This window comes from Streptomyces rubrogriseus (assembly GCF_027947575.1).
GTDB classification, from domain to species: Bacteria; Actinomycetota; Actinomycetes; order Streptomycetales; family Streptomycetaceae; genus Streptomyces; species Streptomyces rubrogriseus.
In genome coordinates this window covers 4,543,330-4,556,070 of record NZ_CP116256.1, presented here as the reverse complement: position 1 = coordinate 4,556,070, position 12,741 = coordinate 4,543,330, and the positions used below count along the sequence as shown (strand labels likewise).

Sequence of the window (12,741 nt, the reverse complement as noted above, 5' to 3'; positions counted from 1 at the left end):
GTGCTTTGGCTCAGGCATGCCATAGATCATTTATGGGACAGTCCTTAGCCGGGTAAGCAGTAGGGCCAGAGCACCGACCTCTTCCGGCCAGCCCGCATCGTCGATCGGGATTCCTTGGTGAGTTCCTACTGGTACTGCAGGTCGGTTCCGCCAACAGCGCCGGTCCCTGGCTAACGAGCTCGTGCACGGTAAGCGGTGAGACGTCGTGCCTCTGATCCGCGATCATGGCCATGTGGTGGGGAACGCATCTCGTGCAGCGATCATCAGCGACCGGAGGATCACGGGTCTATCGGCCAGCGTGATCGCTGAACTGGTCGCCGAGCTCGGCCCGTTGTGGCACGGACGTCACCAGGCCGAGCTTGCGTCCCGTCCGCGGAAGCGCGCTGTGGGTGCCGGAGCGAAGCACCGGTTGGTGTTCGTCGACCGGCTTCTGGCCACGCTCGTGCACTTCCGGCATGCCACCACGCACGACGTGCTCGCCTGCTGGTTCGGTGTCGACCGCTCCACCGTCACCCGTGCCATCGGGGAGGTGCGGCCCTTGCTCGCCGAGCGAGGGTGCACCGTCAGCCAGGGTGTGCGGCTGCGGACCCTGGCCGAGGTCATCGACCACCTCGGTGCCGACGGGAAGACCGGAATCATCGACGGCACCGAGATTCGGGTCCGCCGCCCGGCCGCCGGACGCAAGGACCGCGACAAGTTCATCTCCGGCAAGAACAAGCAGAACGCGGTCAAGACCATGGTTGTCACGGACGCGGACGGCCGCGTGCTCTTCTGCAGCCCGACCAAGCCCGGCAGCTGCGCGGACATCACCCACGCCCGCCAATTAGGGCTGGTCAGACTCCTGGCCGACGGACCCGCGGTGGAGATCCTCGCCGACGCCGGCTACCAGGGCCTGGGCGCCCAGACCGGCGGCCGGGTGATCACACCACCACACCGTAAGTTCAAGAAGAACACCCCCGACTGGTACGAGGAGATGTACGAGCGCCAGCGCAAGGCGCACTCATCACGGCGTATCCGTGTCGAGCACGGCATCGCCCATCTCAAGAACTGGCGGGCCCTGGCCCGCCACCTCGGCCGCCGCGAGCACATGAGCGACACCGTCCAAGCCATCGCCGGCCTGCTGTCCCACCAGCAGACAGCGGACCTGAACCTGACACGACAGATGTGACCACGGCCCACACCGGAGTCCGTGACGTCTCACCGCTTACCGTGCACGAGCTCGTAAGGCTTGTCCCGCAATGATCGAATAGTTGTGTCAGACAGCTCTGCGGCTGGGGCTCCTCGGGCTATCCGGCAAGGGCAAGGTTGTGGAGGCGGGCGATGCCGAGCACGGCGTGGTGGACGCCGTCGCCTCTGAGGCAGCAGTCGCGAAGGATCCTCCAGCCCTTCATCCGGGCGAAGGCGTGCTCGACGCGGGCGCGGACCTTGCGGTGGGAGCGGTTGTGTTCTTCTTTCCAAGCTGGGAGTTCGGTCTGGCCGGCGTCGCGGGGTATGGGATGACCAGGCCGGTGCCGCGGTAGCCGCCGTCGGCGATCACTGTCGTGTTGCCGACGGCTGCCTTCGCGCCGGACAGCTCCCACGCTTTGCAGTCGTTGCGCTTGCCCGGCAGAGGCTGGCCGACCACCACGACGAGCCGGGTGTCAGCGTCAACGACGACCTGGTGATTGGTGGAGTACCGGTAGTTCTTCGACTGCTCGGCCACTGTGTGATCACGCATGGGGACGAGGGTTCCGTCCACGATGAGGACGGTGTCCTTGCGAAACCGTCGGCGCGGCCGGAGCGCGAGAGGGGGCCCGAGGTGGTCGATGAGGCGGTCGGCTGCGGACTTCGAGACCGCGAACAGCGGACCGAGCTGGCGCAGCGTCAAGTTGGTCCGCCAGTACGCTGCGACCAGCAGAATCCGGTCCCCCAGCGACAGGCTCCACGGTCGGCCCCGCCGGACCGCGTCCGCTCCCTCGCGGCGCAGCGCGGTCACGAGCTTACGGAAACAGCGCGGGCTCAGCCCGGTGAACGGGCCTATCCAGGACGGCCGCGACGCCGTGATCACACCAGCCACACCGTGATCGTTCCAACTCGTCGGCCGGGGTCGGAACAGTCTCAGGGCTCTGGGATGAAGGCCGGGTCGATGCCCATCCCGGCGATGCCCTCGCGCACGGCACCGTCGAACCGCTTGATCTCTGCTACGAGAACGTCCCAAGGGACGGGTGGGGTCCAGAAGTCCGGCGTGAAGATGGAACCGACCCGCCAGCCCTCATCGGAGTGGACGATGCAGATCATCCCCTCCTCGGCCTGCATCGAATCAAGCTCGAAGTCCTCATGACCGGCAGCCGGGCTCTGGAGCCAGAGCGCCAGGTGGTACGCCAGCTCAGCCACCGGGAACGCCTCCTCGGACCACACCTCCCACCCCTGCTCCCAGATGGATAGCTCTGCCTCGATGTCGAGGAGCAGCACCTCCAGGAGCGCCTCCTGCGGAGTGAGGCCGCGCCGGGGCAGGTCCGACAGTCGAAAGTTCCGGCAGGCGAACTGCATCGCCCGGCCTCCATGAGATCTGAGGCCAGCTGAATGCCCAGGCCACCTAAATACGGACAACCGTACCAACTGATGCCGGGCGTCCCACCGGGCCCCTGTTTTACGGGACGCCCCTTAGACCCCGCATCACGGACACAAGGCCGCATGTTGTTCGTAGTCAGCCCCGTCCCCTTCACTGCTGCGCATTGTTCGTTCCCCGCAGGGAGAGGTTTTTCTCATCTCCTTGCATATGCTCAACGACTATGCGGAGACGGAGGATGTGCGGTAGAGACAGAAGGTGCACCAACTCGCTGGCACGCTTCTGCTCGACCTTGTGCGCATGGGGGTGAAGGGCCCACGCCAGACCTCTCTACGGCGTTGCGGATGAAGACGCAGGACGACAGGCTGCTGCTGATCTCGCCGGTTGCGCCTTGCCGGTGCCGCCGTCGCTCTTGGGTCGCTAACCCACCTGGTCGAGGACCTCGTTGTAGTGGATGCCGGCCGAACGCGCATACATCTTGCGTGCGGCGACCAGCCGCTGTCAGTTGCAGTTCTGGCGGTAGACGACGTTCTTGGCGTCCGGGAGTCCTGTATCGGACGATATAGGACTCCCGAACGGGCCCCATGGCCGAGTCGGCAGCGGCGTACAGCCACGTGAGCCGTGGCCGCGGAGGCCGGGCTGGAACGCGGAGCGGACAGGTTCAGTGAGGCTCGGCCGTGCGCTCGTGAGTGCCGTGTTCCGTCGCGGGGCCGGTGTGGCGGGAGAGGGTCAGTGCCCGGCGGCCGAGCACCACTGCGACCAGCCCGAGCGGGACGGCGGCGATGGCTCCGACAAGCCCGTTGCCGGTGCCGGGTCCGCCGCTGGAGGTGGCCAGATGCAGCACCGCGAGGACCATGCCTGCCACCCCTGCCCCCATCGCCGACAGGCCACCGGTGCGTGCGTTGCCGATGCTGATCCGGCCGGTGACGCGCATCAGAGCCGCCCAGCCGATGGCCAGGCCGATCAGCCCGACCCCGAGGGCCAGGTTGGCCCCGGTCCGCCCGTCTCCGATGATGCCGCCCTCGGCGGCGACCGCCAGGGCTTGTGGTGCGTTCATGCTGCTCTCCTCCTTCGTGCGCAGGGAATCTCCGTGCTTCCGCAGGGACTTGAGCATGCGCGGCGGACACACCCCTGGTCGTCCAGCGGGCGCGGACACTTCGTGCTGCCGCCGCTGCGGCAGCCGACTACCGCGGATACCGCAGCCGCCGCACGGCTACCGCGGTTGCGGTAGCCGCCGTCTCGTCCGCGGGCGGGACTCGCCCGCAGGGCCGCCCGGTCTAGGGTGCGTGCATGGACGTACGACGGCTCGGCGTTCCGGCCTGGGCCGGCGACTGGACGATCGCCGTCGCCGTGGCGGCGCTGCTGCTGGGCACCGGTGTGTCACAGGCACACCCCGGCGGGGGCGCGGGCCTGTTCGGCTCCGTCGTGCTCACGGCCGGCGGTCTTGCGCTCGCTGCGCGCCGACGGGCTCCGGTTCTGGTTCTGACCGTGACTGGACTGTGCGCGGTGGGCTACCTGGCGGCCGGGTTCGATGTGCTCTCCGTCGCGTACTTGGTCGCGGTGTACGCCGCGGTGCGGGCGGGGCACGGCGCCCTCGCCGTGACGGCGTCCGTGACCCTGCTGCTCGTTCTGCACGTCACGGCTCTGCTCTTTCGCGACGGGACCGAGAGAGATGCGCTCACCCAGGCCCGTAGTGTCCTGGAGGTGGCCTGGTTGATCGCGGCGTTTGCCGCCGGGGAGGCGCTGCGGCAAGCCGAGCGGCGGGCTGAGGAGGCCGAACGCACCAGGGAGGAGACGGCACGACGCCGTGCGGATGAGGAACGGCTGCACATCGCACGGGAGCTGCACGACGCGCTCACTCACCAGATATCGGTTATCAAGGTGCAGTCCGAGGTCGCCGTCCACCTCGCCCGTAGACGCGGCGAACAGGTGCCGGAGACGCTGCTCGCGATCCAGGAGGCAGGTCGCGAGGCGACCCGGGAGCTCCGCGCGACGCTGGGAGCGCTTCGGGACGACGGCACGACCCCGCCGCGCGCGCTCGATGCCGTACCGGAGCTGGTCAAACGGTTCCAGACGACCGGCCTGAAGACGATCCTGACGATCGAAGGACGGCCGTACGGCGTGCCGGCCACGGTGGGTCGGACCGCCTACCGGATCGTCCAGGAGGCGCTGACCAACATCGCCCGCCATGCGAACGCCACGACCGCCTTCGTCCGGATCGAGTACCGTCCGGCCTCTCTCGTGCTGCGCGTCGACGACGACGGCGAGGCCGCTGCGGGCACCGCACCGACACCCGGCATCGGGCTCCTCGGGATGCGTGAGCGCGTCACTGCCCTGGGCGGACGGGTGCGGGCCGAACCGGGCTGCGAGGGCGGCTTCACCGTCCAGGCCGAACTCCCCGTGGAGCAGACATCGTGATCCGTGTCCTACTGGTCGACGACCAGCCGCTCATCCGAAGCGGATTCCGCGCGCTGCTCGATCTCGAAGACGACATCGAGGTGGTGGCCGAGGCCGGCGACGGCAGCGCGGGCCTGGCGCTCATCAAGGAGCATCTGCCCGACGTCGCGCTCATCGACATCCGGATGCCGCTCGTCGACGGCATCGAGGCGACCCGGCGCATCGCCGCCGACCCGGCTCTGGCCCAGGTGCACGTGGTCATCCTGAGCAACTACGGTATGGAGGAGTACGTCCTCGACGCGCTGCGCGCAGGCGCCGCGGGATTCCTCGTCAAGGACATCGTGCCGGAGGACCTCCTTCACGCCGTACGGGTCGCCGCGCGGGGCGACGCCCTGCTCGCCCCGTCGATTACCCGCAGGCTCATTCACCGGTACGTCACCCAGCCGCCCCCCACCAGCAAGGCCACCGGGCTCGACGAGTTGACCCGTCGCGAACGCGAGGCGGTCGCCCTGGTCGCGCAGGGCCTGTCCAACGACGAGGTCGCCGACCACATGGTGATCAGTCCGCTGACCGCGAAGACCCACATCAACCGGGCCATGACCAAACTCCGCACCCGCGACCGGGCCCAACTCGTAGTCCTCGCCTACGAATCCGGCCTTGTCACCCCGCGCAACCACTGACCTCCACGCGAAAGCGACTGATCGCGGACAACAGGACACCGGTACGCCCCCCGACACCACCGACGGCTTCTCAGGCGCCGCCTGCTTCCCCGACGGCATGGACCGCGAGACGTACTACGAGCCCACCCGCAACGGCTACGAAGCTCAGATCACCTCCTCGCCGAGGACGAAGCGGAGAGCTGGACAGACATCAGAGCTTCGACTCTCGGCGCCGGCAGCCTTCATCGCGGCAAGGCGCCGGTCGACCAGGCCCACACAGGACGCGTCACCGCCGGGCAGGGGAAGGCGTCCTGCCCGGCGCGGGCCGGCACGACCGTCGTACGGGCCCGGCGGCCGACCTCGGGATGGAGGACCGAGCAGATCACCGCACGGGCGGAGGGCCCGACACCACCCGCATCCCCAGCCCCCGTACCCGGTAGATGCACGTGTCGTCGCCCCACAGCGTCGCGTCCGCGACGGCATAGGGTCCGCGTGCGTCCGTACCGGACTCCACGATGTCCATGTCCACCCGGATCAGCCGGTTGGCGGGGGTGATCTGGCCCCGGTACGTCCACACCGTCTCCCGGCCGGGCAGCACCGGATCGAATCGGGGGTGGACGATCCCGTCCGCCGCGCCGCCCTCGATCAGGTGGTACTGGAGCAGTTGGCACATGGCCTCGACCCCCAGGGAGCCGGGCTGCACCGGGTCCTGGAAGAAGTGGGCCCGGAAGAACCAGGCCTCCGGGCGCACGTCCTTCTCCGACCGCAGTCGGCCGAGCCCCGCGCTTCCGCCCTCCGGCCAGGAGCCCGTGACCCGGTCCAGCATCAGCAGCATGCGGCCCGGCAGGCGCGGCTCCCCGGCGCAGTAGCGGGCGGGCCGGACGGTCAGGTCGACCACTCGGTCGCAGGGCTCGTCGAGACGGGCGCGATCCTCGGCCGGGACCGGCAGCCCTTGCTGGTCGTCGAACGCCGACCGGGGGAAGTAGCCGAAGACCGTGGTGAGTTCGGCGAGGGGCGCGTCGTCGGCCGTGCACACCACCCGGAACGACTCGATGATCATGTCCCCGCTGCGCGAGACACGGGTCAGTTCGGCCCGGGTGCGGATCGTGCGCGTCCCGGCGGTGACCTCGCCGGTGACCGTCTTCACTCCGTCCAGGTTGCGAAACAGCAGGTCCTGCTCGCTGGTCGTCGCGCTGCCGGCGTACGAGGCCAGCCACCCGCAGGGCTGCAGCGCGACCTCCATGAGGACCGCGAGCGGCATGCGCCGGGACGGGTTCTGCTCGAAGTACCACGCCCGTTCCGGTACGTCGTACTCGGCGACGACGACGCTGCCCTCCCGCATGCCGCCCTGGACGCCGTCCACCGAGACGATCCGGCTCATGAAGTGGTAGGGCGGCCCGGGGAGCCTGGCGACCCTGCGGGTGCCGTCGAAGGGCTCGTACATGGTGCCGAACGCCTTGCTGGGCCTGCCCCAGGCGCATGCCAGCAACGACGCGTAGTCGAAGCGGAACCCATCGGCCGTGACGGCCACCGCCTTCTCCTCCCGGTGCCCGGACAGTCCGCCGAGCCGGGGCAGCGGCACCGGCGTTCCGTCCTCCTGCACGACGGGCGGGCCCGAGACCCGCCACTGCGACAACGGCCAGTCGGGCACCAGCCGGAGTGCCATGCCGCGCCCCAGGAACGCCTTCCTGCCGTCCACCGACCCGAGGACATCGGCGTGGAGCGTCGGCACCGGCCCGGCCGAGACGCCCCGGACGAACACCTCGTAGACGATCCTCCGGGACTCCGGAGTCGCCTGGCCCCGGCACTTGGCCCGGGACGGCTGGGCGTCGACCGGTTCGAAACGCCAGCCGTCCCGGTCGACGGTGTGGCCCGAGGCCGTCAGATAGAAGGCCATGGCCTGGAGACCGCCCTGGAGCATCAGGGTGCCCGGCATGCAGGGGTCGTTCTTGAAGTGGCCGGTGAAGAACCAGTCGTCCGGGGACACCGCCGTCTCGGCGCGCAGATACCCCCGGCCCCACGGCCCGCCGACCGGGTCGAACACGGTGACCTCGTCCAGCAGGCGCAGCCGCTCCCCGTCGAGCAGGGGTGTCCGCACATGGGCTGCCGTCGCCTCCCAGCCCGGCCCGAAACACTCCGCGGGCGACCCCTGCGCGAGGGACCGCACCCGGTCCGTGCCGAAGCTGGTCCGCTCGCAGCGTACGGCCGGAGGGTCGAACGGAAGGTCGTCGCCGGGAGGGTGCTCGGCCGGGTCCCAGCGCACCCCGCCGCCGGCGGCCAGTTCGGCGGGGGTGAAGAAGCCGGCTTGGCCCTCGCGGACGCTGAGCCGCAACTCGCCGTCCACGTAGCAGTCGTAGTGGAAGAAGGCCAGCCGGACCCCGCCCGCCTCCGCGTGGCCGTCCACATGGATCTCGAAGCACAGGGTGTCGCCGGGGCGGGGCGGGCCGCCGTGGAACGTCACCTCGCAGCCGAGCAGGCGGTAGGCGCGCTCGCCCCGGTTGAGCAGGTCCGCCCCCAGCCAGCTGAGCAGCAGCAGATCGGCCTGTCCCGCCTCGATCAGCACGCCGGCCGGCATGCGTCCCGTCGCGTCCAGGTACCAGCTGTCGGTCAGGATGTCGGTCTCCGTCCAGATCCGCCCGTCCGTGCGGACCGGCCCCGGCAGGACGAGCGCCGCGGGCACCGCGTCGATGGCGGTGACCCGGTCGGCGAAGAGCATGGGTGGTCCGGGCATCCGGGTCTGCACCGCGTACCGGTCCTGCTCGGCGAAGCGCGGACCGAACAGCGCGGAGATCTCCCCGGAGGCGAGGTACTCCAACTGGGCCCGGTCGAACACCGGCTTCCCTCCCGGGACAGGGACCGGAGCCGGAGCCGTGCCGGGGCGCGGGGCTGATACCGGGCCCGGCGGCCGCACGGGGACGGGCGGGGCGCACGGCGGTCGTACGGGGAGGGCGGCGGACGGCGGTACGGAGACAACGCCTCCCATGGGCAGGGAAACCGCCGCGCGTCCGGCGTCCGCCCTGCCGCCCGCCGTCAGCGCCGTGACGGCCAGCGCGGACACGTCCAGGAACCGCCGGTGGGCCTCCGCGTGCGCGGCCATGATCTCCTCGTGCACCAGGGCGGCCCGCCGGCTCTGCCGGGCGACCGTGCCCGCGACCTCCGGCGACCCCAACGCCGGGGACGCCGGGTCGGACAACCGGGCCACCGGCCCCACCGCGGCGGCGGACACGGCGGCAACCGGGGCACCGGGCCGTTCCGCGGGAGCGGGCCGCTCCGCCGGCACCGGCGCCAGCTCGGGGGCCCGGGGCAGAACGGTCACGGCGCGCTCCAGGGGCGGCAGGCAGGGCGTGGGGGGTACGGCAACAGTGACGGTGGGGCCGGGGGCCGGGAGGCCGGTGGCGGCCTCGGCGAGCCGGGCGGTCAACGCGTCGGCCCGCACCGGCACCCCGGCCACCACGAGTTCGCCGACGGCCAGGCACAGATTCCGCAGCCCGGCGTCGTCCGGGGTGTCCAGCGCGACGGCCACATGCTCCCGGTCCCCGAGGACCCGCTTGATCCAGCCGGTACACAGCTTCCGGGGCCCGTGCTCCACGAAGACGCGGACACCGTCCGCCCACGCCCGCTCGATCGTCGCCGCGAAGTCGATCGTGCCCAGTCCCTGAGCGGTGAGCGCTTCGGCGGCCCGCTCGGTCGTCGGACGGTACGCCCGGCCGGTGGCCGCGCTGTAGAACCGGACCCCCGGCACATCGACCGTGGGGCGGCGGTGGGCCTCGTGCCACACCTCGCGGACCTCCGCCAACTCCGGGGCGTGGGCGGCCATGTCGTAGTCCAGCTCGATCGCCCGGTCCACGCCCAACCGGGTGACCACGGCCGCGCATGCCTTAGCCTCGCCGCCGACGACGCAGACCCCCGGCGCGTTCACCGCCATCAGATGGACCGCCCGCTCCCCGGCGAGCTCCGCGCGGACAGCCTCAAGGGGCGCGGCGACCAGATAGCTCGACCAGCGGTCGCCGCCGATGCCACGCTGCCGCCAGTAGCGCCGCACCGCCCGCAGCTCACCCGTGAGCTCCGTGGTGAACAGCCCGCTCTCCTGCGTCGCCTCGTACAGCCCCGAGGCGTCCGGCCACGCGCCCAGCGCGACCAGTGCCGTCGACTCGCCCGAGGAGTAGCCGATCGCGGCGTCCGGCCGCAGGCCCAGCACCTCACGGCTGAACACGGTGTGGAAGACCGCCAGTTCGGCGACGGACCAGATCTGGTCGAGCACGCCGGGCCCCCTCCCGGAGCGCAGCCGCGTCCCGATCGCCCGGTGCCCCGCTCGGACGCTCTCGCCCAGCGACGGGCACGCCAGCGTCAGCGCGTGGCCCATCCCGGGGTACGCGGCCGAGCCGTTGGTGTACACGAAGGCGGTCTCGCCGCCGACCGGCGCGTCCCGGTACAGGACATCCGCCGGGCGGGCCCCGCCCTCCGCCAGCCAGCGACGGGCCGCTTCGCGCCGCTCCGCCCAGGCGGTGCCGCCGTCCGCCACGAGAGCCAGCCGTGCCGGGCCCGCCGAGGACTCGGTCCCGGCCTCCAGTGCGGCCAGCACCTGAGCGCGGTCCGCCCCGGAGAAGACGCGCAGGCGCGGGTCGGGCCCCGGCAGCCACGGCCGGGGGTCCCCGGCCCGCAGCCGGACGCTCATGGCCGACCCCGCCGCCGGTACGGCGACGACCCGCGCGGTGTGGGCGACGGCCGTCGTGTCGGCGGGAGCGTCGGGGCGGGGGACCGCGCGGTGCTGGAGCGAGAGCGCCGCGACGGCGACGGACACCAGCCCGGATGCCGCATGGGCGCGCCCGAAGGCGGACGCCGGATCGAATCCCGCGTCCGGGCCGTCGCCGATGACCATGTCGGGTTCGTCGCCGGCTTCCTCGTCCAGTACGGCGACGACGGTGTCCCCGTCCCGGCGGGCGGCGTCCAGCAGCTTGAGGACCAGGACGACCGCCGCGTCACCGGGCTCCACGCCGGGAGCGGACTCCCGCACGGCGGCCCGGTGGACCGCCTCGCAGGACAGGTCGGTGGCGCCGACGAGCACGGCGTCGACCTCCCCCGACCGCAGGGCGCGGGCCGCGGCCTCCAGCGCCACCAGCCCGGACGTCTCCTCGGCGGACACCGTGAAACTCGGTCCCGCCAGGTCCAGTTGGGTGCTGATGCGGTTCGCCGCCAGGTTCGGCATGCTGCCCACCACCCCCTCCGCCGTCATGGGCGGGGTGAAGGCGTCCCGGGCGAGGTCCGCCGACGCCGCGGTGACGGGCACACCCGACTCCTCCAGCCAGTGGGGAATCCGCCAGCGCGCGCCCGCCCGGGCCACCTCCGGGTCCACGCCGGCACCGATGACCACCATGGTCCGCTCCCGGGGCAGGTCCACCGTCCGGGCAGCCTCCCGGGCGGCCTCCAGCACCAGGAGCTGATGGCGTACGGTCCGCTCCAGGGCGAGCGGGGGGAAGCACAGGCCCGTCAGCTGCACGGCGATCTCCGCGACCGGGCCGCGCCGTCCACCGCCCAGCACCGCCCGGCGGAGGTCCTCGACCGATGTTCCCTCCCCGACCCGCGCCCCGATGGCGACGATCGCCACGGGTACCGCGCATGCCCCGGGCGTACGGTCGCCCGGCGCACCGCTGTCGGCTGCCGCGGCCGGGGTGACCGGCGCGTCGGGTCCCGGCACCGGGTCCTCCGGTGCCCGCTCCGCCGGTGCGGTCCGCCGCGCGGTGGACCGCGGTCCGTACGCCGGCCGGGGCCGGGAGGGCGGGGGAGCGTCGTCCGGGTCGTCGAGGAGCAGGTGGGCGTTGGTCCCGCCGAACCCGAACGCGCTGACCGCCGCCCTGCGGGGCCCCGCCCACTGCTCCGCCGTGTCCAGCACGCGCAACGGCGTGCCCGACAGGGCGTCCAGCGGCCGACGCGCGCCGAGTGTCGCCGGGCGCACCCCGGAGCGCATCGCACCCAGCACCTTCAGCAGCCCCGCCACGCCCGCCGAGGCCAGCAGATGCCCGACGTTCGACTTCGCCGAACCGATCGGCACGTCGTCGGCGGCCCCGAAGACCCGGGCCATGCCCCGTGCCTCCACCGCGTCGCCGACCGGGGTTCCCGTCGCATGGCACTCGACGAGCGACACCGACTCGGGAGCGACGCCCGCCACCTCGTACGCCAGGCGCATCGCCCGCACCTGGCCCTCCTCGGACGGGCTGATCAGACCGGACCCCCGCCCGTCGTTGGACAGCCCCACCCCGCGGATCACCCCGAACACGGGGAGTCCCGCCGCGCGGGCGTCGGAGAGCCGCGCCAGGGCGACGAACCCGGCGCCCTCACCGTGCACCAGCCCGTCGGCGTCCCGGTCGAAGGGGCGGCTGCGCCCCGTACGGCTCGTCGCGGACAGCCCGCAGAACCCCACGTGCAGGTAGAGAGGGTCGGGCCGGCTGACCGCACCGGCCACCATCAGGTCGGCCGTGCCGTCGTGCAGGCGGTCGCACGCCAGCTTGATCGCGTACAGCGAGGAGGCGCAGGCCGCGTCGAGGGACCACGCCCCGGCCCCGAGCCCGAGCGCGCGGGCCGCGAGCAGGGCCGGGAGGCCGGAGGAGAAGCGGTTGCGGGCATCGGGGCGGGGGCGGCGACCACCCGTCAGCAGCACGTCGCGGAGCTCCGGTCGCTGCGCCGACAGCCAGACGTGTTCGGCGAAGGCCGCCCCGGTGGGAGTGGGGTACGACAGGTTGCCCAGGATCAGCCCGCCGCGCCCCAGCGGTGCGGTGCGGCCCGCCTCCGTGAGCGCCTGCCGTACCCCGTGGAGCACCCAGTGGAAGAGCGGGTCCAGCGTCGCGATCCGCTCCGGGGGGACGAGGAAGCCTGCCGGGTCGAAGACGGATTCGAACCCCTCGACGTACCCCCCGATGTCGGTCCACGTGCGGTCGAGGTGGTCGTCCACCGTGCCCATGACCCGGTGGCGCGGCAGCCGCCACCGGCCTTCCGGGGCCGCCGTCAGACTCGTACGCCCGGCGGCGACGTTCTCCCAGAACCCGTCCGGGTCCAGTGCGCCGGGCAGGACACAGCCCCGGCCGACGATGGCGATCGGTTCGAAACGCATGCGGGTCTCACTTCACGGCGGGTTCGGACAAG

At 72.0% G+C, this 12,741-nt stretch carries 6 protein-coding genes and 1 pseudogene; 3 read left to right on the top strand and 4 right to left on the bottom strand.

The window, feature by feature from the left end:
- The first annotated feature begins 385 nt into the window (after positions 1-385).
- Positions 386-1,168 (top strand): transposase, encoded by a 783-nt coding sequence (locus tag Sru02f_RS20785; protein ID WP_244941868.1) that lies wholly within the window; start codon positions 386-388, stop codon positions 1,166-1,168.
- Between the two features lie 118 nt (positions 1,169-1,286).
- On the opposite strand, the pseudogene Sru02f_RS20780 reads toward Sru02f_RS20785, so the two are convergent.
- The 3 genes and pseudogenes from Sru02f_RS20780 to Sru02f_RS20770 form a co-directional block, all read right to left on the bottom strand.
- Positions 1,287-2,056 (bottom strand): annotated as a pseudogene (locus tag Sru02f_RS20780) (transposase).
- Positions 2,057-2,097: 41 nt separating this feature from the next.
- Positions 2,098-2,529: a DUF7878 domain-containing protein gene (locus tag Sru02f_RS20775; RefSeq protein WP_167469581.1), complete on the bottom strand. Its 432-nt coding sequence runs from the start codon at positions 2,527-2,529 to the stop codon at positions 2,098-2,100.
- Between the two features lie 680 nt (positions 2,530-3,209).
- The gene (locus Sru02f_RS20770) at positions 3,210-3,605 is read right to left on the bottom strand and encodes a DUF6223 family protein (protein ID WP_109032590.1); all 396 of its coding nucleotides are present in this window, start codon (positions 3,603-3,605) and stop codon (positions 3,210-3,212) included.
- A 233-nt stretch (positions 3,606-3,838) separates the two neighbouring features.
- Between Sru02f_RS20770 and Sru02f_RS20765 the strand changes: the two genes are divergently transcribed.
- Together Sru02f_RS20765 and Sru02f_RS20760 are read left to right on the top strand one after the other, a co-directional pair.
- Positions 3,839-4,966 (top strand): sensor histidine kinase, encoded by a 1,128-nt coding sequence (locus Sru02f_RS20765; protein ID WP_109032513.1) that lies wholly within the window; start codon positions 3,839-3,841, stop codon positions 4,964-4,966.
- On the top strand, positions 4,963-5,625 hold the full coding sequence (locus Sru02f_RS20760; RefSeq protein WP_109032514.1) for a response regulator: 663 nt from the start codon (positions 4,963-4,965) through the stop codon (positions 5,623-5,625). The genes Sru02f_RS20765 and Sru02f_RS20760 overlap by 4 nt, the downstream gene beginning before the upstream one ends.
- Positions 5,626-5,986: 361 nt before the next feature.
- Here Sru02f_RS20760 and Sru02f_RS20755 read toward each other — a convergent pair whose 3' ends face one another.
- Positions 5,987-12,709 (bottom strand): type I polyketide synthase, encoded by a 6,723-nt coding sequence (locus Sru02f_RS20755; protein ID WP_109032515.1) that lies wholly within the window; start codon positions 12,707-12,709, stop codon positions 5,987-5,989.
- Positions 12,710-12,741: the final 32 nt, after the last annotated feature.